The 20283-nt window shown below is 77.2% G+C and carries 16 protein-coding genes and 2 pseudogenes; 8 read left to right on the forward strand and 10 right to left on the reverse strand.

The features are described 5' to 3' along the window. Window positions 1-742 precede the first annotated feature (742 nt). On the reverse strand, window positions 743-919 hold the full coding sequence (locus LO771_RS14265) for a transposase (RefSeq protein WP_230652269.1): 177 nt from the start codon (window positions 917-919) through the stop codon (window positions 743-745). A gap of 462 nt (window positions 920-1381) precedes the next feature. On the opposite strand from LO771_RS14265, the gene LO771_RS14270 reads away from it, so the two are divergent. Further along, window positions 1382-1735 carry a VOC family protein gene (locus tag LO771_RS14270; protein WP_230652271.1) on the forward strand — a complete coding sequence of 118 codons (354 nt, stop codon included), beginning with the start codon at window positions 1382-1384 and terminating at the stop codon, window positions 1733-1735. Between the two features lie 744 nt (window positions 1736-2479). Then, the gene (locus LO771_RS31655; protein ID WP_374228176.1) at window positions 2480-2722 is read left to right on the forward strand and encodes a helix-turn-helix transcriptional regulator; all 243 of its coding nucleotides are present in this window, start codon (window positions 2480-2482) and stop codon (window positions 2720-2722) included. Window positions 2723-2822: 100 nt separating this feature from the next. Here the strand turns inward: LO771_RS31655 and LO771_RS14275 are convergent. The 4 genes and pseudogenes from LO771_RS14275 to LO771_RS14290 all read right to left on the reverse strand — a co-directional run. Continuing rightward, a pseudogene (locus LO771_RS14275) lies at window positions 2823-3725 on the reverse strand (DUF2716 domain-containing protein); the annotation flags it as partial. Between the two features lie 109 nt (window positions 3726-3834). After that, on the reverse strand, window positions 3835-4365 hold the full coding sequence (locus LO771_RS31340) for an SMI1/KNR4 family protein (protein WP_230652275.1): 531 nt from the start codon (window positions 4363-4365) through the stop codon (window positions 3835-3837). A 112-nt stretch (window positions 4366-4477) separates the two neighbouring features. Next, window positions 4478-4801 (reverse strand): hypothetical protein, encoded by a 324-nt coding sequence (locus tag LO771_RS31040; protein WP_304944809.1) that lies wholly within the window; start codon window positions 4799-4801, stop codon window positions 4478-4480. A 253-nt stretch (window positions 4802-5054) separates the two neighbouring features. After that, the gene (locus LO771_RS14290; protein ID WP_230652277.1) at window positions 5055-5519 is read right to left on the reverse strand and encodes a hypothetical protein; all 465 of its coding nucleotides are present in this window, start codon (window positions 5517-5519) and stop codon (window positions 5055-5057) included. Between the two features lie 104 nt (window positions 5520-5623). Here LO771_RS14290 and LO771_RS14295 point away from each other — a divergent pair, with 104 nt between their 5' ends. Then, a complete protein-coding gene (locus LO771_RS14295) occupies window positions 5624-6109 on the forward strand; it encodes a MarR family winged helix-turn-helix transcriptional regulator (protein WP_230652279.1) in 486 nt (161 codons plus the stop codon). Window positions 6110-6590: 481 nt separating this feature from the next. Here LO771_RS14295 and LO771_RS14300 read toward each other — a convergent pair whose 3' ends face one another. Together LO771_RS14300 and LO771_RS14305 are read right to left on the reverse strand one after the other, a co-directional pair. After that, entirely contained in the window at window positions 6591-7352 is a 762-nt protein-coding gene (locus LO771_RS14300) for an isocitrate lyase/phosphoenolpyruvate mutase family protein (protein ID WP_230652282.1), read from the reverse strand. Window positions 7353-7780: 428 nt separating this feature from the next. Then, window positions 7781-8083: a putative quinol monooxygenase gene (locus tag LO771_RS14305; protein ID WP_230652284.1), complete on the reverse strand. Its 303-nt coding sequence runs from the start codon at window positions 8081-8083 to the stop codon at window positions 7781-7783. A 752-nt stretch (window positions 8084-8835) separates the two neighbouring features. On the opposite strand from LO771_RS14305, the pseudogene LO771_RS14310 reads away from it, so the two are divergent. From LO771_RS14310 to wrbA, 5 genes and pseudogenes are all read left to right on the forward strand, one after another. Beyond that, window positions 8836-10040 (forward strand): annotated as a pseudogene (locus LO771_RS14310) (IS110 family transposase). Between the two features lie 838 nt (window positions 10041-10878). Then, a complete protein-coding gene (locus LO771_RS14315; protein WP_230652597.1) occupies window positions 10879-11448 on the forward strand; it encodes a TetR/AcrR family transcriptional regulator in 570 nt (189 codons plus the stop codon). Between the two features lie 76 nt (window positions 11449-11524). Further along, window positions 11525-12694: a GDSL-type esterase/lipase family protein gene (locus LO771_RS14320; protein ID WP_230652286.1), complete on the forward strand. Its 1170-nt coding sequence runs from the start codon at window positions 11525-11527 to the stop codon at window positions 12692-12694. Window positions 12695-13489: 795 nt separating this feature from the next. Beyond that, window positions 13490-14122 (forward strand): AAA family ATPase, encoded by a 633-nt coding sequence (locus tag LO771_RS14325; protein ID WP_230652288.1) that lies wholly within the window; start codon window positions 13490-13492, stop codon window positions 14120-14122. Window positions 14123-15611: 1489 nt separating this feature from the next. Beyond that, window positions 15612-16229, forward strand: coding sequence for an NAD(P)H:quinone oxidoreductase (gene wrbA, locus LO771_RS14330; protein WP_230652599.1), 618 nt, complete (start codon window positions 15612-15614; stop codon window positions 16227-16229). Between the two features lie 1258 nt (window positions 16230-17487). Here wrbA and LO771_RS14335 read toward each other — a convergent pair. The 3 genes from LO771_RS14335 to LO771_RS14345 form a co-directional block, all read right to left on the reverse strand. Next, window positions 17488-18057, reverse strand: coding sequence for a GNAT family N-acetyltransferase (locus tag LO771_RS14335; RefSeq protein ID WP_230652290.1), 570 nt, complete (start codon window positions 18055-18057; stop codon window positions 17488-17490). Window positions 18058-18662: 605 nt separating this feature from the next. Beyond that, window positions 18663-19178, reverse strand: coding sequence for a hypothetical protein (locus LO771_RS14340; protein WP_230652292.1), 516 nt, complete (start codon window positions 19176-19178; stop codon window positions 18663-18665). Window positions 19179-19236: 58 nt separating this feature from the next. Beyond that, on the reverse strand, window positions 19237-20037 hold the full coding sequence (locus LO771_RS14345; RefSeq protein ID WP_230652601.1) for a metalloregulator ArsR/SmtB family transcription factor: 801 nt from the start codon (window positions 20035-20037) through the stop codon (window positions 19237-19239). Window positions 20038-20283 lie beyond the last annotated feature (246 nt).

The following is a 20283-nucleotide window of genomic DNA, read 5'->3' on the forward strand; positions in this document are numbered from 1 at the left end:
TCTTTTGGGAAGCCGCGGAAGCCGACTCCTTGATCACGGGGGCGGCCGTCGTCGGGTCTGTGCGGTGGGAGGCGGTGACCGGTGGTCGGACATCGACCTCGCCTTCGCGGTCGGCGGTGACCTCGGTACGGCTCTGGAGTGCTGGATGCAGCGTCTGTATCGCGACTTCGCGGCGCTGCATCATGGGGGCCGCCGTCGGGGGCGGCGGTCTGGCGGGTGTTCCTGCTGCCGGGCCGGCTCGCGGTCGACCTGGCGTTCACGCCGGCCGGGCGGTTCGGCCCGCTCGGCCCGGCCTGGCGCACCGTCTTCGGCGCGGTCGTGGACCTGCGGCCGCCGGAGCGGCCGGCCGGGGGACCCTGGTGGGTCTGGCCTGGCACCATGCCCTGCACGCCCGGGTGTCGATCGGGAGAGGGCGGTGGTGGGAGGCGGGGCACTGGATCAGCGCCGTTCGCGGTCAGGTCCTGGCGCCGGCCTGCCGCCGCCTGGGGTACCGCGCCGCCTGTGCCAAGGGGGCGCACCTGCTGCCGCCGGAGGCGGCCGCGCGCCTTAAAGGAGGCGCTGGTGGGAAGCGGTTGTCCTTCCGAAGGTGATCACTGGGTTTCCGCTGGTCAGGCATAGTCCGGGTTGCCCTGCGGCAGAGACGGTGTGCGGTCGGTTCCGGGTCCCGTCCCTCCACCGTGCGGAGGCGGTCGCGCAGCCGGTCGTGCAGTTCACCGATCAGGCCCATGTCGCGCCACCGCCGTCAGAAGGCGTAGACGCGGTCCCAGGAGGGGAGGTCGGCGGGCGTCGCCCGCCAGGTGATGCCGCCGGCGACGAGGGAGCGGCCCGCGTCGACGGTCTGCCGGTGGCAGTAGCCCTCCGGCCGGCCCGGCCCTCCGGCCGCCCCGGCACCGGCAGCAGCCGGCGCACCTCGGCCCACTCCGCGTCCGTCATGTCGGACGGATGCCTCGGTCGCCTGTGCGGCCGGTCCCCGGCGTTACCGAACCGGTGAGCGAGGCCATCACGCTCACGAGCGGCCGAGGTGGAGCGGGCGGACGCGAAGACGTACAACTACGGCAACAGGTGCTCCTGGCGCGTTTGTGGTCTTCGACAACCCCGAGCTGCACCAGAGGCGCTGCCTTCATGCACGGCAGGCCGCGAGATCACCTCACTGAGCCGCCGCAGTCGAACCCACGCTCACCATGGTCGATAGAACAACGGCTCCTCACGGCAGGCACCCTGGCCTGCCGCCTGCCGGACGGGACCCGCTGCTTTGCGGCTGGTGTCCGCATCAGGGCTCCGGGGCCGTCGCTGCCGGGAGACGACGAGTCAGGGCCGCCGGGGCGGCCCGTTCCTTGGCGGGGGGACGGGTGGGCCGCGGGTGCTGTCTATGCTCAGGCCCATGGCACTGGAATGGGAGCAGGTCATCGTCGACTCCGCCGACCCCGTCGCCCTGGGGCGCTGGTGGGCCGAGGCCCTCGGCTGGGTGGTGGTCGACGAATCCGAGGAGATCATCGAGATCCGGCCCGAGCCGGACCGGATGCCGGGGCTGCTCTTCGTGCCTGTCCCCGAGGGCAAGGCGTCGAAGAACCGGCTCCACCCCGACTTCCGCCCCGACGACCAGGAGGCCGAGGTCGCCCGGCTGCTCGCCCTCGGTGCGCGGCGCGCCGACACCGTGCAGGACGAGCAGCACTGGGTGACCCTCCTCGACCCGGAGGGCAACGAGTTCTGCGTCCTGGGTGAGCGGAGGAGCTGAGCGCAAGCGCCGGCGGAGGTGCGGCCCGGCAGGGCTTGCCGGCGGCGCGCGGCTCCGGGGCGTGGAAGGGGCCGGTCTGTCGGGCGATGGGTTCCGGCCTGCTTGACCGTGATCCCCTGCCGCCTGCGCGGTGCGGTGCGGCCCCGACCGGGAGGGGACGGTCGGTGCAGCACCCGTTCAGGGGTGATGGGCCGTCGGATGGGGGGCTGTCGTTGGGAAGCCTTGCCGTCTCGGTCCTCCTCCTGGGCAACGGCATGTCGGACCACCGCAACGGATCATCGCGTGGCCGGCCGCCGGCCGGAGGGGTTCTCGTCCTGCCTGCGGTCCGTGGGATCTGCCGGCAGGTCACCCGCCGCCGTCGACGGGTTCGGGCCGTTGCCGGGCCGTCCGGGGCGGATCAACGCTGACCTGCAGCGGTCAGGTCGACGGATGCCACCGCACACCTCCCACCGCCGGAACGGCGCACCCGGCCGGTCTTCCCGCTCAGCGCCCTCATGAGGGGTGCCGCGGGGGGGGGTCCGGCCCTCCGCGGGGGGTAGGGCCGGTTGACCGGGCGGGCCCGGCGGCGGTGGACTCCTGCCCATCCCCTCCCCCGCTGCTGCGTACGGGGGCGGGGGCGGGACCCGTGGGCGAGAAGGGAGCAGCCGGTGGCGGCAGCACAGGCGGGCGCGCGGCCCTGCGGTGGCGCTGTGGGAGCTGCTCGGCGGCTGGCGTGCCCGTACCCGCCCCGAGGATGTGGGGCTGGTGCGGGGGCCTGGGCAGCGGCCGGGTGCGGGGGTGACGCAGGAGCAGATGGCCCGCGCGCCGGGGATCAGCCTGCGGCACTACGGCGCGCTGGAGGCCGGTGCCGGGCAGCCGTCGTTCGCCCTCCTGGCCGGCCTGGTGCGCCTGCTGCGGCTGGACGACGCCGAGCGACTGGCCCTCCTCGACGCCCTGCTGGACGCCCAGGGGCCGGGCGGGCGGTGGGAGCTGCCCCACGCCTGCTGACCGCCCGGCACCGTCCTGGGGTGTTGGAGGCGGCTCGTGGCGGGGGCGGGTCGGGCCAGGGCGAGGACGGTGGCGTGCGTCCGGTGCGGCGGGCGGCCGTCCATGCCTGCTCGAAGGCGGCGGCGGTCATCGGGCGGGCGGTGAAGTCCTCCAGGGCGTCGATGGTTTCCAGCGGTGGGAAGGGCACCTCGCCCAGGCCGGTGGCGGCAGCCTCGTGGGAGGCGTCGGCCCACGCCAGGCGGCCGTCACGGAAGACCTCCACCTTGCGCACCTCCCGGTCCTCCTCGTCGAGTTCGCTGAGGATCTCCACCGGCTCGTCCGCGAAGTCGTGGGTCCAGGTGACCCTCACGTGCCGCACGGCACGCTCCTCCTCCGCCGGCCGGGCCTGCTCCCGGGGACGTGCGGGTCGGCCGTCGCGGCGCAGCACGGTGGGCAGCAGGCGGTTCAGGGCGCCGGCGGCCCGCTGCAGCAGAGGGGTGCCGAACAGGCACAGGGAGGGTTCCCCGGGGTGGCCGAAGGTGCCGTAGCCGAGGTCCTCGGCGAGGAAGAGGTAGTAGTCGTGGTCGGGGTAGGGGCTCAGGGGCCGGCCCGGACGGGCGCGGCCGTCCAGGACGCGGGGCAGGAAGATGTCGGTGGAGGGCAGGTCCGTGCGTAGCGTCCAGCAGGTGTGCTGCCAGTTGAGGAGCAGCAGGGAGGCGCCGGGCGGGGTGCAGGCCGTCAGGGCGTCCTGGACGGTGTCGATGAGCCGGTTGCGGCGGTGTCCGCGCGGGTCGTCCTCGCGCGGCTCCCGCAGGCTCCAGGTGACCGAGGGGGCGGGTTCGCGGATGCCGGGGAAGTGGGTCAGGCTCGGGCGGAAGCCCAGCGACGCGTCCACCCGGTCCCACACCTGGTCGTCCTCCGCACGGCTCAGGCGGCGCAGGGCGGCATCGGTCACCCCCCGACCCTGGACCCACGCACCGCACCGTGGTCGGCGCCGGACAGCCGGGACCCGGCAGGCGGACACGACGCGGCCCGGCCCGGCCCGGCCCGGGGCGGATGGTCTATCGGCCCCGCCCCGGGACCTCCCCCGCCCCGGGCGCGGACCGACCCGATACGGCGGGGGTGGCCTGGTGTCACAGGGTGCCGGGATCGCCGGTGCGGGTGAAGCGCAGGACGGTGTGGCGTACCAGGTCGAGGAAGGCGGGGAAGGTGTCGGCGACCTGGTCGAGGTCTGCGGTGTCGGTGGAGGCGGTGCGGGTGCGGTGGACCGCGCCCCGGTGGTCGACGATGTACTGCTGTCCGCCGCCGTTGGAGGCGATGACCAGGCCGGGGAGCTCACCGGTGGGTGAGAGGTGGACGGGGCCGTCCTCGGAGAGCCGGTGCAGGACGTCGCCCGCGCGGTGGAGGAAGAAGCCGTTTGCGACGTCGGGCAGGCAGACCTCGCCGACCGTGTCGTAGAAGACGGCCAGGTCCTCAAAGCCCAGCAGGCCGCCGGAGAACTGCTGCGCCGCCCGCCGTCCCGCCTCGTCCGGCGGCCGCACCTCGTTGACGCCCGGCGGGTAGCCGTGCGTGCTCTCGAAGCCTGCCGGCAGGGTCTGCACCGCACCGCTGAGATCCGCACGCCACCGCGCCAACCACGCGGCCGAGAAGGAGGACCGGTCCACAGCCCAGGATCCTGCCACCCCCGGCCGGACAGGACCGCGCCACCCGGGGTTGCCTCCTCAAGCGCTGCCCTGCCACGGTCCGCAGGGCCGCAGGGGGGCGAACCGGGAGCGGCTACCGGCCCCGCCCCGGGACCTCCCCCGGCCCCGGCCCCGGGCGCGGGCCGTCCGGGCGCGACCGGGCGGCGGTGCGGGCGCGGCGTTCGGTGGTCTCGCGGTCGGCGGCGGTGCGGGCGGTCTGCTGCAGGCGGGCGCGGTCGGTGGCGGCGCGGGCGCGGATGCGCTCCAGCCGGTCGGTGATCCGCGCCTGCCGGTAGAGGTCCGGCGCGTGGGCGAGGTGCTCCCGTTCGGCGCGGGCGGCGCCGGTGCCGGACGCGGGGCCGAGGGGGTCGGTGCCGGTGAGGTGGCGGCGGGAGCGCCCGTGGGCGAGCGCGGCCACCAGGTGGGTGCAGAGGTCCTGCTCGCCCTTGTCGCACGGGTCCGGGGCCGGGATCTGCCCCGGCCACTCCTGCGGCGGGCCCTGCTCGCTCAGCGCCCGGCGGAGGGCGCTGCGGGCGAGGGCCTCGGCCTCCAGGAGGTGACCGGGAGGCGGCGGTGCCGCTGCGCCTGCGTACCCGCGGCTGGTTCCGGGTCCGGGCGCAGGACCGGGGCCGGGGCGGTGGTGCCGGTGCGGGTGCCGGCTCGGCGGCAGCTCATACGCCGGTGGTGGAGCCGGGCCGGATGATCATGAGGATGAGGACGGCGGTCCACAGCAGGGAGAACAGGCCGGTGGCTGCGGACAGGCTGCGCAGGGCCGTGGTGGTGGCGGGGTGCGGCGGGGTGCGGTCCAGGGCGGCGACGGCGTCGTGCTGGGCGGGCAGGATCCGCGCGATCAGGACGGCCGCGGCCACGGCGGTCAGGACGAGGGAGGCGGTCACCCAGGCGTCGCCGATGGCGCCCATGGACTGGGCGGTGGCGATGCCGAGCACGGGGACGGCCGCGCCCACGAGGGCGTAGACGCGGGTGATGCGGTGCAGCAGCCGCACCGCGGGCGCCTGGTCCGGGGCGCCGTCCAGGGCGGCGCGGGCGCGGGCGGGGAAGAGGCTGGCGGCGACGGTGACCGGGCCGACGGCGAGGACGGCGGCCAGGACGTGGAGGCTGAGCAGGAACGCGGACATGCGGGGGCCCTTCGGGGACGGCCATGTATTAGGCAGGCTAAAACTACACCCGGCCCGGCACCCGGTACGGCACCCGGTACGGTCGGGTACCGAGGAGGCACCCGTTGAGCGACGACCCCGTGCAGGGCGCAGCCCCCGGCGACGGCCGCACGCCCGACCCGGCGTCCGCGCCGGTCGCGATGCTGCTGGCCGGCCTGGGGCGGCTGGCGCGCTCCGCCCTGGACGGGGCGCTGGCCCGAGACGGCCTGTCCCTGCGCCACATCGGCGCCATCGGCCACCTGGCGGCCCGCCCGGGGCTGTCCCTGACCGAGCTGGCCCGCCGCGCCGACGTCAGCGCGCCCAGCATGCTCGCCACCGTCCGCCGCCTGGAGGAGGCCGGACTGGTGCACCGCGTCACCCCGCCCGGACGGGGCCGCACCGCCCGCCTGGAGGCCACCGACGCCGGCCGCAGCGCCCTGGCGGCCGCCCGCCGGCACGCCGCCGCCCTCGACGACCGCCTCCTGGCCGGCCTGGGCCAGGACGACCGGAGCACCCTGACCGCCCTGCTGCTGCGGGCCGCCGCGAACGCCCGCGACGAGATGCGCCCCTGACCGGACCGGCGCGCCGCCCCGGGGGCCGCCCGCACGGGGCGGAGCCGCGGCGGCCGGCCGGGCGCCCGGAGCGGGTCCGCGCGGGTCCGCGGGTCCGCCGGCCCGGCGACAGGCGGCGGGCGGGCGGCGGGCGGCCGGGGCGACAGGAGGAGCGGCGGTTCCGGCGGCGCAGCCGTGCGCGGTTCGCCGCCCGCCCGGCCGATCCCTGCGACGCAGGCCCCGCGGTGCACGACCGGTGCACGACCGCGGGGTGGGGCCCGGGGCGGGGGCCTGGTTGCCGTCCGCGGCGAGGGTGTTCATCGCACGGACCGCCGGCTGCCCAAAGATCCCGGCCGCGCACGGGATCGGCTGCCGGACGGCGTGCTCACCGCGCCCCGGACGGGATTGCGGAACCGGCGCCTGCGCGGACGGCCGCCGCCCCGGTCACTCCGGCCTGCCGAGCGGCGGCCGGGGGGCGGCGCCCGCCGCGGCGGGTGGGGTGCTACGGGCGCCAGGGCCTGAGCATGTCCTTGACCGCGTCCGTCACCGCGAGCTGCAGCAGCGGGCCGTTGGTGACGCGGCCGACGCCGAGGCGGCGGAAGCGGTCGAGGTCGCGCCGGGCGGGGTGGGCGGTGGAGTTCACGGGAACGGCGACGGCGCCGGTCACCGCCGCGAGCAGCTCGTCGTCGTCCTGGATGGCCACCGGGTAGACGCTGTCGGCGCCGGCCCGCTCCAGGGCCCGCAGCCGCTCGATCACCTCGTCGAGGACGGCGGAGGCGTCCTGGGCGTGCTTGAAGAGGTCGGTGCGCGCGTTGACCCACACCGGGACCCCCGCGTCGTCGGCCGCCGCCCGCAGACCGGCGACGTAGTCCGCGTGCTCCTGCGTGCTGCGGACCCGTCCGCCCTGCGAGTGGACGGTGTCCTCGACGTTGAGGCCGGCGCCGCCGACCTCGGTGAGCCCGGCGATCAGGTCCGCGGGCTTCTGCCCGTACCCGGACTCCAGGTCCACGGAGACCGGGACGTCGACCGCGGCGATGATCGGCCGGACGGCGGCGAGCACCTCCTCGAAGGTCTGCCCCTCCTGGTCGGCGGCGCCCCGGGAGTCGGCGAGCGGGTGACTGCCGATCGTCAGCGCGGGGAATCCGGCGGCGGCCGCCGTCCGCGCGGACCAGACGTCCCAGACGGTCGGAAGCACGAGCGGCTTGTACTCGGCGTGCAGCTGCCCGAGGCGCCGGGCGCGCTCGACGGCGGTGCGGAAGTCCATGGGGTGTCTCCTTGTACATGGGTGGGTGCCGGACCGGCGGCCGCCGGCGTACTGCGGTGCCGGCGTGCGGGGCGGCGGGATGGGGATCGGGCGCCGGTCGGGGACCGCCCAGCGGGCCGGGGAGCCGGGCCGGGATGGTGGAGCTGCCGCCCGGTGCTCGTGCGGAGAGTGCTCCTGCGGACGGGGGCCCGGCCGGACCCGTCCCCGGTGTCCGGCGGGACGCCGGTCCCGCCCCGGCGCCGGACCCGCACGTCCACCGCTGCCACCGGCGGCGCAGGCGTGCCCCGGGGGGCGCCGTCTCTGCGGCCGCGGGGGGCCGGGCGGGGCACGGCCCGCGCCGCGGCCGCAGAGACGGCGGGGAGGTTCCCGCTCCGGCGCCCCCGGGCGGGACGGCCGGGCCGGGCGCCTGCGGGTACGGGGGTGCCGGGTCAGACCGGGAGCTTGGCGGCGAGGAGCGGGACGGGGGTGATCACGGGCGGGGCGGCGAGGAGTTCCCCGGCGTGGGCCTGGATGGCCTGGGGCACCTTGCCGTCCAGGTGGGCCTGGCGGGCCTCCTCGGTCTCGAAGGTGTCGAAGATGCGGAACGAGGTCTGCGAGACGCGGATGGCGTACCAGGTGAGGGTGCCGGGCTCGTCGTCGACCACGGCCTTCGCGCCGGCGAGGAACCGGGCGAGGTCCTCCTCCTTCCCGGGGCGGGCTTCGAACTCGGCGAGGATCGCGTAGGACGGCATGACGTGCTCCTTGAGTGCGTTGACGGGTGGCGGGCCGGCGGCCGCCGGCGTGCTGCGATACCGGTTTGCCGGCTCTGCGGACGCGCCGTGCACCGGGACGACGGCGGGCCCGGCACCAGCGGGCAGCGGCGGACGGCGGGGCACGGTCGGCTCGCCCATGATCAGCCCCTCGTCAGGTCCCGGTGTCTGCGGTCCCGGTCGGACCGACACCCAGAAACCTAGACCACCATTAACTCGCACGCAAGCTAATAGTACGTGATGAAATGATGGAGAAGTTCACCGGCCATCCGCACGAAGGGCGCTCCCCGGCGCCAGGACCGGCCCGGCCCGGCGCCCGACACCCGGCCGGACGCCGGGCCGGCGGATCGGCCGGCCACCGCGGGCGGGCCGCCGCGGAGCCGGACGGTCCCCGGCCCCGGCCCCGGTGCGCCGTCGGACCTCCGCGACCGGCCGGGCGAGGACGGCCCCGCGGACCAGCCCCTCCCCCGTTGTCTTTTTCGCGGTCCTGCGACAGGGCCGCCGGCCTCCGGGCCCGGCATGACCGTTGCCCCCTGTCGATCGGATGACCTGGGGGGTGGTGTCACCGGGCCCGAGGGGTGCCGTCAAAGACGCTGATGAGAGGTCCGACCACCGCCCGGCCGGGCGCAACGCCCGGCCGCCTGCGGGCGGCAGGTCTGCATAACGTGGATGCGCGCGCACGACACCGCCGCCGGGGCCGGCACGGCAAGCGACCCGCCGGGGAGAGGGAAGCGATGACGTTCGACACCACCGACGTGGGCGTCTGCCTGGGCCTGGACGTCGGCAGGAGCACCCACCACGGCCACGGCCTGACCCCGGCCGGGAAAAAGGTCTCCGACAAGCCGCCGCCCGACAGCGAGCCCAAACTGCGGGCCGCCTTCGCCGAACCCGCCGCGAAGTTCGGCACCGTCCTGGCCGTCGTGGACCAGCCCGCCTCCATCGGCGCCCTGCCGCTGACCGTCGCCCGCGACACCGGCTGCCAGGCCGCCTACCTGCCCGGGCCCGCCATGCGGCGGATCGCCGACCTCCACCCCGGCGAGGCCAAGACCGACGCGAAGGACGCGGCCGTGACCGCGGACGCCGCCCGCACCCTGCGCGCACCGCAGCCGGCCGACGAGACCACCGCCGAGCCGACCGTCCTGGTCGGCTTCGACCAGGACCTCGCCGCCGAGGCCACCCGCACCTCCAACCGGATCCGCGGCCTGCCCACCCGGTTCCACCCCAGCCGGAGCGCGCCCTGGGCCCCCGCCTGGACCACCCCGCCGCCACCTGGCCCCTGGAGCGCCACGGCTCCCCGACATCCCTGCGCAAAGCCGGCCGCCGCAAGCCCCTCGAGCCGGTCCGGCCCAGGGCCCCGCGCATGGCCGCCCGGCTGATCGACGAGGTCTTCGCCGCACTCGACGAGCAGACCGTCACCGTCCCCGGCACCGCCACCCCGGATGGGGTGATCCCCTCCCCGGCCCGCTCCCTGGCCGCCGTCCACGACCAGCGCCGGGCCCTGGAGGCCCGGATCGAGGCCCTGCCGGAGGCCCACCCTCCTTCCCCGGTCCTGACGTCGCTGCCCGGCATCAGCGTCAGGACCGCCGCCGTCCCGCCGGCCACCGTCGGCGACGCCACCGGCCTCCCCGCCGCCGCCCACCTCGCCTCCTACGCCGGCCCCGCCCCGACGACCAAGTCCTCGGGGACCTCGATCCACGGCGAACACGCACCCCGAGACGGCACCCGGCAGCTCAAACGCGCGATGTCCCTCTCCGCGTTCGCCGACCTGCACGACCCCGCCTCCCGCACCTACTACGAGCAGTGCCGGGCCCGCGGCAAGACCCACACCCAGGCCCTCCTCCGCCTGGCCCGCCACCGCATCAGCGTCCTGTTCGCCATGCTCCGCGACGGCACCTTCGACCAACCCAGAACCCCACACCCCGCTCGACGAAAGACATAGAGGCACCCCCCGACGCAGCCACGGCAGTCCCGGCGGGTGCCGCGGCGGACGTCCCGGCCGAGGCCGTGGCCGGCAGGGGCCCGGAGACTGCCGTGGCCGCGCAGGCACGGATGCCGGAAGGCACAGCGGTGGCCGCCGGCGTCCCCCGGGGCCCGGTCGTCCAGGCCGAACGGCGCGCAGGCCCTCGCCGGCGGCCCGCACCCGCTCGGCGTTCCGCAGCCGGCAGCAGCGCCGCCGACGCGGCCCGGGACGTCGCACCGCACGGCGCAGGTCCACCCGCGGACCCCGGTCACGGCCAGGCCCCGCATCAACGGCGGCAGAGGCCGCGAGGGCCGGGACTGCGGGGGTGCCGGGCAGGAACCGGGGGCGGACATCGGGTCGCGACCCGCGCAGCCGAACGACGGCACGGGGAACCGGAGCGCCACGGGCCGCCCCCGGCAGCGGCGGTGGACGCCGCCGCAGACGGCGCGCACGAACCGACCGCCGGCGAGGGCGGCGCAGCTCCGCGGCGCACTTCCCGTACGCCTGGGCCCGCTCATCAGTCAAAGACTCCACCGGCGCGAGCGGCGCAGCTCCGCGGCGCACTTCCCGTACGCCTGGGCCCGCTCATCAGTCGGAGGCTCCACCGGCGCGAGCGGACCGTGGCCGGCCCCGCACCGGCCCGGCGATCCTTCCGCGAACCCCGGCGGGGCCCTTGGCCGGCGCGCCGGCCGACCATGATCGTCCTCAACCCCCCGCGGCCGCACCGACGTCCCCCGAGGCCGACGAGACAACCCTTTCCTATAGGGTGTAGGTTAATCCATGCTTCCCATAGGCAAAGCGAGAGCAGGTGATGGTTGTGGTTCGGGCGGGACTGAGCCCGGAGCGGCTGACGCTCGCCGGTGCGGAACTCGCCGACGAGGCCGGCTTCGGCCAGGTGACCCTGTCCGCGCTCGCCCGGCGTTTCGGCGTGAGGCCGGCAAGCCTGTACGCGCATGTCGAGAGCTCCCACGAGCTGAGGACCCGGATCGCGCTGCTCGCACTGGCGGAACTCGCCGACCGGGTCGCCGAAGCCGTCGCCGGGCGTGCCGGCAAGGACGCCCTGACGGCCTTCGCGAACGCCTACCGGGACTACGCCCGGGCGCACCCGGGCCGGTACGAAGCGGCCCGGTACCGGCTCGACCCGCAGACCGCCGCGGCCAGCGCGGGTGTCCGGCACGCGCAGATGACGCGGGCGATCCTGCGTGGTTACGACCTGGACGAGCCGGACCAGACGCACGCGGTCCGCATGCTGGGCAGCGTCTTCCACGGCTACGCCTCCCTGGAGGCGGCCGGCGCGTTCGACCACACGGACATCGCCGCGCAGCAGTCCTGGGCCTGGACCCTGGACTGCCTCGACACCGCCCTGCGGAACCGGTCCACCCCCTGACCGGGCCGCGCCACCCGCACCGGCCCCCGTGCGGACCCGGCACCTCCCCCCTGCGGATCACCAGAGGCCCGACGCCATGAGCAACGGACAGAACCTGATCACCACCCCCCTCACCGCGGACTTCCTGCGCGGACACCTCGACGTGGAGGAGACCGCCCACGGCCTGCTGCCGCACCGGCTGCCCGCCCGGGCGCGCCGGCAGATCCCCGACGACCGGCTGGCCACGGCCGAGGCCCAGCCCTCCGGGGTGCGGCTGGCCTTCCGCACCCGGGCCACCGCCGTCGAACTGGACACCCTGCCCACCAAGCGCGTCTACCGGGGCTTCCCGCCCCCGCCGGACGGCATCTACGACCTGCTGGTCGACGGCCGCCTCACCGCCCAGGCCACCGTGGCCGGCGGGAACCTGCGCACCATCACCGACATGCAGACCCAGGCCGCGGAATTCACCCCGGGCCCCGTCGGCACCGCCCGCTTCACCGGCCTGCCCGCCGGCGAGAAGGACATCGAGATCTGGCTCCCGCACGCGGAGGCCACCGAGGTCGTCGCCCTGCGCACCGACGCCCCCGTCGAGCCCGCCCCGGACCGGGGGCGCCGGGTGTGGCTGCACCACGGCAGCTCCATCAGCCACGGGTCCAACGCCGCCTCCCCCAGCACCATCTGGCCCGCCCTGGCCGCCTCCGCAGGCGATGCGGAGCTGGTCAACCTCGGATTCGGCGGCAGCGCGCTGGTCGACCCGTTCACCGCCCGCGCGATGCGCGACACCCCCGCGGACCTGATCAGCGTCAAGCTCGGCATCAACGTCGTCAACAGCGACGCCATGCGCCTGCGCGCCTTCGCCCCCGCCGTCCACGGCTTCCTCGACACCATCCGCGAGGGCCACCCCACCACCCCCCTGCTCCTGGTCTCCCCCCTGCTGTGCCCGACCCACGAGCACACCCCCGGACCCCTCATGCCAGACCTCTCCGGTGGAACCCTGAGGTTCAGGGCCACCGGCGATCCGGCCGAGACCGCCGCCGGACGGCTGACGCTCACGGTCGTCCGCGACGTCCTGGCCGACATCGCCGAGCAGCGGTCCGCCGAAGACCCCCACCTCCACTACCTCGACGGACTCGACCTCTACGGCGCGAGCGACCACGACGAGTTCCCCCTGCCGGACGCGATCCACCCCAGCCCCGAGGGACACCGCCGCATCGGCGAGAACTTCGCCAGGCTCGTCTTCGCGAACGACGGGCCCTTCGCCACGTGAACGCGGAGACGACCGCCCCGGACCGCCCCGGACCGCCCCGGACCGGCCCGGCCCGGCCCGCCTGCCCGCCTGCCCGCCGCGGGCGACGCGGGCGACGCGGGCGACGCGGGCGACGCGGGCGACGCGACCATCGGCCGGGCGGCGGCCGTCCGGTCCCCCGCCGCGCGCGGGGAAAGGCTGCCGCCGTGCGGCACCGGGCAGGGCACGCACGAGCCGGCCGGTCCCGGACCCCGGGAAGACCGCGGCAGGGGCGGCCGGCCGCGCCCCCGCCCGCACACCGCGGGACCCCGCCCCCTCCCGGCAGACCGCCGCCGGCGGGCGCGCCTTCGCCGCGCAGTGCCACCAGGCCACCGGCCGCCCCTGACCCCCGGGCGCCCGCCCCCCGGGACGCACGCCACCGGACACGGCCCGGCAGGCGGGCCGCCCGCAACGCTGCGCCCGGCCCCACCACCCCCACCCCCGCCCCCGCCCGAGGCCGAGGCCGAGCCGCCCCCCTGTGCGAGGGCACCGCAGCAAGCGCCCACCGGCCGCCACGCGGGCAGGCCGGACGGGCAGGGCGGGCAGGCCGGGCAGGCCGGGCGGGCGGGCAGGCGGGGCCGCCCGCCGGACCGGGGCGGCGGCCCCACCACCCGCCGGGCCGCCCGGCCCGGCACGGGGGACGGGACCGCCCGGACCGGAAAACAGGAGGAACCGGCCCCGGACCACGCGCCGGCGCGAGGGGCCCCGGGGCCGGCGCCCGGACCCGGTCCGGCGGCAGCGCGCCGCCGACCGCGGGCGGGGACGTAGGGTCGGCCCATGCTCCTGTGGATCAACGGGCCGTTCGGCGGCGGCAAGACCCAGACCGCGCACGAGATCCAGCGGCGGCTCCCCGGCAGCGTCATCTGCGACCCCGAGCACGTCGGGTTCGGACTGCACCGGATGACACCGCCGTCCCTGCGCGGGGACTTCCAGGACCTCCCCGCCTGGCGGCAGGGCGTCTACGAGGTCCTGGACCGCGCCCTGAACGGACACGACGGCGTGGTGGTCGTGCCGATGACGGTCGTGGAACCGTCGTACCTCGACGAGACCGCCGGCCGGCTGCGCGAACGCGGCCACGACGTGCGGCACTTCGCGCTGCTCGCCGACCGCGAGACGGTCCTGCGACGGCTGCGCGAACGGGGCCTGGGACACCTCCTGCGGTCCGCCGCCGGGAAGGACGCCCCCCTGCGCCGGGAGAGCTTCGCCCTGTCCAGGCTCGACCTGTGCCTGGAACGCCTGCACGGGCCGGAGTTCGCCGAACACCTCGCCACCGACCACCTCACCGTCCCCCAGGTCGCCGACCGCATCGCCGCCCGCTGCGGACTGACGCTCACCGCGAACACCGACAGCGCCCTGCGCGGACGCCTGCGCCGCACCTGGACCAGCGCCCGGCACATCCGCTTCGACTGAACCGCAACCCGGCCACCCCCGCGCGCAGACGCCGTGACGGAGGACCGGGGCCCGGCGGGGTCCCGGCGCCACCGGCCGGCCGGCCCGGCCCCCGCGGCGCACCGGGACGAAGGGGCCCGTCCCGGTCCCGGTCCCGGCCAGGTCCCGGCCGGGCCGGGCGGCAGGCGGGCCGGCGCGCGACGGCCGCGCGGCGTGCGGACCGTCAAGGCCCCACCCCCCGCTCCGGGGCCGTCCCGGGGCCCGTCCGCAGGCGGCCCGAGGCCCGGTCGGAGGCGGTCCGGAGGCGGCCCCGGGGCCCGGTCGGTGCGACCGGGCCGGTGAGGGCGGGCCGGTGAGGGCGGGCCGGTGAGGGCGGGCCGGTGAGGGCGGGCCGGTGAGGGCGGGCCGGTGGGGGCCGCCACGGGGCCGCGCGGACGGCGCCCCCGGTCCGGGCGAACACCGGGCCCTCGGGCGCCCCGCCCCCGCCCCGGCGGCGCGGGCGCCGGGGCGGGGCGGGCGCCGGGGCGGGGCGGGCGCCGGGGCGGGGCGGCACGCCGACGCGGGGATCCGCCCGCCCCCGGGCATCCCCGGCACCCCGCCCACACCCGCTGGGCCGCACGCCACGGCGCCGCCGCCGATCCCGCCCCACGGGCGCCGACAGCCCCGGGGGGGGGCGACCTTCCGGCCGCGCGACCGCGGGGAAGGCGCTCCCTCCCCCGCGGTCCCGCCCGGCCCCCGGCTGCCGGCCCGGCCCTGCCCACCCTCCCCCGGGCCGGTCCGGCAGCCGGCGGACGGGGGCGGCCGGTACGGGCGTCCGCGGTGCGCCACCGGCCCGGGCCACCCGTCCGCCGCGCCCGCCCGGGACCGCCGGCAGGCCGGTGTGCCGGTACTCGGTGCCGCCCAGGGCGCGGATGTTGACCAGGAGCGCGGCCCCGGCCAGGGCGAACAGCGGCACGGACGGGCCCGGCCCGGCGGCCAGGAGGCCGGCGGCGGCGCCCGGGGCGGCACCGGCCAGGGCGGGCGCGGCCGCGCGCCGCAGCCAGGACGCGGGCTGCGGGGGCGGCGCGCCGGCCGGGGCGGTGAAGGAGTCGCGCAGGGCGGCCCGCACGGCCGACCGCTCCTGGAGCAGGAACCGCCCCGGGGGACGGCGGCGCAGCCGCCCGACGGGGACCAGGAGGGTGCCGTCGGGCAGGTGCGGCACGACGCGCCGGCGGGCGGCCGGGTCGCCGTGGACCACGGCGTCGAAGGCATCGGGCAGCTCGTCCGGGGCGGGGTGCCCCATGACGCGCCGCCGGCGCGCTCCGGCGCGCGGCACGCCGGCGCCCCGGCCGGCCGGGTCGACATCCCCGCCACAACTGTTTATCCTTCAACCAGTTGGCACGGCGGCGCCCCCGCGCCCCACCGCGCCCACCCGCCCCACCGGCCCGCACACAGAGAAGCCACCCCCATGGGCCTGTTCCGCCGCACCCGCACCACCACCGCCCCGCACACCCCCCAGGAGGGAACCGCCATGACCACCCCCGTCAAGCTCGCCGTCGTCTACTACTCCTCGACCGGCACCATCACCGAGATCGCCAAGGAGATCGCCCAGGCCGCCGAGAAGGCCGGCGCCGAGGTCCGCCTGGTCAAGGCCGCCGAGCTGGCCCCCCAGGCCGCCATCGAGTCCAACCCCGCCTGGGCCGCCAACCACGCCGCCACCGCCGACGTCGCCGAGGCCACCGCCGCCGACATCGAGTGGGCCGACGCCGTGATCTTCGGCTCCCCCACCCGCTTCGGCAACATCGCCTCCCAGCTCAAGCAGTTCATCGACACCCTCGGCGGCCTGTGGGCCCAGGGCAAGCTCGCCGACAAGGTCTACAGCGGCTTCGCCTCCTCCGCCACCACCCACGGCGGCCAGGAGTCCACCCTCCTCGCGCTCTACAACTCCTTCCACCACTTCGGCGGCATCATCGTCGCCCCCGGCTACACCGACCCCGCCAAGTTCGTCGACGGCAACCCCTACGGCACCTCCCACGTCGACGCCCAGGGCAACAACCCCGTCGGCGACGCCACCCGCACCGCCGCCCGCATCCAGGCCGAACGCGTCATCAAGATCACCACCGCCCTCAAGCACGGCCGCACCGCCTGACACCCCCCCACCCCCACCCCCGCACCCCCGCACCCGCCACCCCCGGCAGGACGGGACAGGACGGGACGGTGCGGAGCGGTGACCGGCCCCCCGGCCCCCGGACCCTCGGGCTCCCGGCCCGCCCCACGGCCCCCGGCCGGACGACGCCCGGGGGCCGGACGACGCCCGGGGGCCGGACGACGCCCCGCGGGACCGGGACGCCGCCCTCCGGCGCAGCCCGCCGAACGGCGACGAGCAGGTGACCGGCGGCGGCCGGACCCGGGGCGACGGGCCCCCGCGCACCGGCCCCGGCCCCGGCCGGCCCGCGGGGCCGGGGCCCGCAGCTCTCGGCGCGCTTCCAGGACCGCCACCGGGGCGGCCCTCGGACCGGGTGCAGGCAGACCACGGCGGCCATGACCGCCCGCCGCCCCCAGGGCCAAGGCCCTGCGCCCGACTCGGGCGGCGCAGCGCCGCGCGCCGGTGAGGCCCCCCACCGTGCCGACGGCGACCGCGCCGAGCACGGCGCCCGCCCCGTCCTCGACGACCCGGCCCGACCACGGCCGGTCCTCAAGGACGAGGCCCAGCGACGCCCCCTGCGCCGTCCGGACCGACAGCCCCCCGGACCGCCGGACCGCGTGCCCCGGCCTCGCCTCCCCCCGCAGCGGCCCCCACCGTCCGTGAAGCGCAACCACGGCCGCCCGACCCCGCACCGCCCGGGAACCGCCTCCGCGCGCAGCAACGGGACACCGCACGCACCCCGCACCGGGAACACACGCCCCGCCCCCGCCCGCAGCCGCCCGGACAGCGCGCCCGGCGGCACCTCCTCCCCCACGGCGCCCCACACCGTGCCGCCGGCCGCGGACCCGAGGACCACCCGCGAACAGCAGACCCGGAAGGCCGACCACTTGGGCTGGGAAAGAAGGACACAGGGGGCGGCGAACAGCTCGGCAATCGCCCCGTGCTCCGCTCCGGAATGCGTCATAGCCGCTCCATCCGTGTCGTGAGCCATCCGACGCACGGCGCCGCTCAAGGGTTGCATCCCACAAGAAGCGGCCCGCCTGTCGTCGCGCCCGGGCCCTGCCCGAGGCTGCCGGCCCGCCGTCCCGGATGCGGCGGCCGGACAGGCGGCGCGGCGGGCCGGCCGCGGCGACCGGCCGGCGCCGGGGATCCGGCAGTGCAGGTCCTCCGGCCGGACGACGGCCGACGGCCCACCGCCCCCCGACGCAGCCACGCCCCGACACGCAGGCGCCGCCGGCGGTGCGGCCAGGGGGGAGATGGGTCACGGGGTCATCGAGAAGCAGCGGCAGACGTGGACGCGGTCGAACTCGCCGCGCAGCTGCCCTTCGCGGTCGAGTGGTGCGTGCAGGAAGGCGGTGACGGGCCGCAGCCCGGGGCGGCGGCTGCCGACGGCCCGGTCCGGCTCTGCCGGGTCGGCGTAGTAGTTCGCGTAGACGTGCAGGTAGTGGCCGCTCTCGGCGAAACCCATGGCGCGGTACCAGCCCACGGTGTCCGGATCCTCACGCGTCCAGGCGTCCAGCGTGGTGGCGCCCCGGGCCCGCGCGCGGGCCCGCGCCTCGGCAAGAAGGGCCCGGCCGAGCCCTCGGCGCTGGTGGTCGGGGTGGACGGCCACGGTGTCGATGGTGGCGAGGCCGCCCTCCACGGTGACGTCCATGACCGCGGCGATGCCGCCGCCGGGCCGGGCGGCGACCAGTTCGAAGCCCGGCCGGGGAATCGGCGGCTTGGCGCGGCGCACGTCGTCGTAGTAGGCCGTGGCCAGGAAGGAGAGGACCCGGCAACGGAGCCAGGAGGACTCGTCGGCCGGCGTGTAGTCACGGATGGCGTAGCTCACGATGATGACCCTCGAAGGTTGCGGTGGTGTGCGGGCGAACGCGGTCACAACGCCGAGAGATCACACCCGCAGATCCTGGACCGGACAGCGCACCGGGGCAAACCCTTTTCCGGCGCGGAGCCCGGCACCGACCCGCCGCAGCACTCCCGCCCGACCAGCGCGGCGGGACCCGGGACGGCGGGCCGCCCGGCACGCAGGCAGGGAGGTGCGTGCCGGGCCGCCGGGCCCGGCCGGCAGCAGCAGCCGCCCCGGGACCGACGCCGACGAGGCCGGGCGGACCGAGGCGGAGACGGACGGCACCGCGATCCACCCAGCCCCCGCAAGGCGGCGGCCTCCTCACCCCCGTCCCGCCGCGTCCGGTGCCGCGGACGGGCCGGCTTGCGGCCCACCCGCGGCCGCCGCGCAGCCTGCGGCGGCTCGGCCTTCCGGGGAACGGTCTCACCGCCTGCATCCGCACGGCGTCCCGGCGCCGGCGCGCCTCCGGCGCTGATCCACCCCCGCCCGCACGCCTCGTGCACCGCGGACCACAGCCGACGCCCCATCAGCACGGGCCGCCTCCGCGGACGCCTCCCTGACGGGCCGAAGCCGGCACCGCCGTGACGTGGTCACCGCGCGGCCCGGGCCGGGGCCCGGTCGGGGAGGAGGGCGAGGAGCTGCCTCGTGTGGCCGGGCAGCTCCGCCTGCGCCAGCCCGGTGACGATGTCGCGCAGCGGCATGGGCTGGTCGACCAGGAGGGTGGCGTGGGACAGGAGCCGGGTGGGCACCAGGGTGCCGAGTTCGGGGTCGCTGAGCGCCGCACCGCGGACGAGCGCGCACAGGGCGGCCGCCTGGCTGCTGATGCGGTCCCGGAGCCCGGCATTGCCGCCGGCGTGGGCGACGGCCTGCTCGATGGTCCAGGCGTCGAGGGCGATCCGGTTGTCGTACGTCGTGTTGGCCCCCGCTGTGATCCCTGCGACGGCGGCGATGGTGGCGGCGCCGACGAGGGAGACGTGCGCGAGGATCCGGTCGGCGTCCCATTCGCCGTCCGGCGGGGCGGGGCCGGGGTCGCCGGCGTCGGCCACGGTGGCGGCGGCGTCGAGCAGCGCCCGGTAGGCGTCCTGGAGCGGGGCGGTGTCCAGCATGCGGTGCACCTCTCTGTGCAGGCGTGCGCGGAACGGAGCAGAGGCGGCGGGGCGCGGCTCAGGTGTGGGCGCGGGACATCTCCCAGGGCGCCTGGGGCAGGACCTCACCGGTCTCCAGCATCGACTTGAGGTTCGCCAGTACGGCCGGCCAGCCGGCCGAGATGCCGCCCAGCATCTCCTGGTTGGGGAGGTTCTCGTGGGTCACGGTGAGGCGGACGATGTCCTGATGCGGTTCGACGAGGAAGGTGACGACCGACGGCTCCCTCCGCGGTTCGGCGTCGGGGGAGTCCTCGAAGGTGACGACCAGCCGGGTCGGGGGCTCGGCCTCCAGGACGCGGCCCACGACGTCGACCCTGCCCGAGCCGTCGGCCCGCCGGTGCTCCCAGGCCGAGCCGGGCTGCCAGTCGGAGACGTTGAGGTGTCCCCAGTAGCGCGCCGTCAGGTCGGCGTCGGTCAGGGCCTGCCACACCTGCTCGGCACCCGCGCGGATGTAGGTGACGTAGACGTAGTCCGGCACCGGCGCGGGCGCGGGTGCGGGTGTGCTGGTCATGGCGTACTCCTCTGTCTGGTTCCTGATGGCGCTGATCGCCTGCAGGCGGGGCCTGTCGAAGCCGGAGATCCAGCGTTCCTCGATCTCGTGGATCGGGGCCGGGTTGAGGTAGTGCAGCCGCTCCCGGCCGCGCCGCACGACGGTGACGAGGTTGGCCTGCACGAGGACGTCGAGGTGCTGCGTCGCGGACTGGCGCGCCATGTCGAGGCGTTGGCACAGTTCGCGCAGCGTCTGCCCGTTGTGCTCGCGCAGCCGGTCGAGCAGGAGTCGCCGGGTGGGATCCGCCAGCGCCTTGAACACCGGGTCCATCGCTGTTGCTTCGAGGCTCACGCCCGCCATTATGCAGGCATTCACCTGCCTATCGTCAAGGGTGACGGCCGGCCTCGGGCGCCGAGCACAGCGACGGGCGCCCACGTCCGGGGCGGGGCGGGACGCCGGGGCCTCCCCGCCCCCGGGAGGACGCAGGGTCGCCGGACCCGCCCCCGCAGACGACGCGCGACCGCCGCGGCCGTGGTCGTGGCCGCCGCGGCCCTCCCGGGCGCCCTCGGACGCGGC

The sequence above is a fragment of the Streptacidiphilus sp. ASG 303 genome, from assembly GCF_020991365.1.
In the GTDB taxonomy this organism is placed as follows: Bacteria; Actinomycetota; Actinomycetes; order Streptomycetales; family Streptomycetaceae; genus Peterkaempfera.

What these genes read in the sequence shown, in the direction of transcription:
- LO771_RS14305 (WP_230652284.1), bottom strand. Translation starts at nt 8,083, where the DNA reads ATGCCGTCCTACGCGATCCTCGCCGAGTTCGAAGCCCGCCCCGGGAAG.
- LO771_RS14290 (WP_230652277.1), bottom strand. Translation starts at nt 5,519, where the DNA reads ATGTCCGCGTTCCTGCTCAGCCTCCACGTCCTGGCCGCCGTCCTCGCC.
- wrbA (WP_230652599.1), top strand. Translation starts at nt 15,612, where the DNA reads ATGACCACCCCCGTCAAGCTCGCCGTCGTCTACTACTCCTCGACCGGC.
- LO771_RS14270 (WP_230652271.1), top strand. Translation starts at nt 1,382, where the DNA reads ATGGCACTGGAATGGGAGCAGGTCATCGTCGACTCCGCCGACCCCGTC.
- LO771_RS14320 (WP_230652286.1), top strand. Translation starts at nt 11,525, where the DNA reads ATGAGCAACGGACAGAACCTGATCACCACCCCCCTCACCGCGGACTTC.
- LO771_RS14325 (WP_230652288.1), top strand. Translation starts at nt 13,490, where the DNA reads ATGCTCCTGTGGATCAACGGGCCGTTCGGCGGCGGCAAGACCCAGACC.
- LO771_RS14345 (WP_230652601.1), bottom strand. Translation starts at nt 20,037, where the DNA reads ATGGACCCGGTGTTCAAGGCGCTGGCGGATCCCACCCGGCGACTCCTG.
- LO771_RS14300 (WP_230652282.1), bottom strand. Translation starts at nt 7,352, where the DNA reads ATGGACTTCCGCACCGCCGTCGAGCGCGCCCGGCGCCTCGGGCAGCTG.
- LO771_RS14340 (WP_230652292.1), bottom strand. Translation starts at nt 19,178, where the DNA reads ATGCTGGACACCGCCCCGCTCCAGGACGCCTACCGGGCGCTGCTCGAC.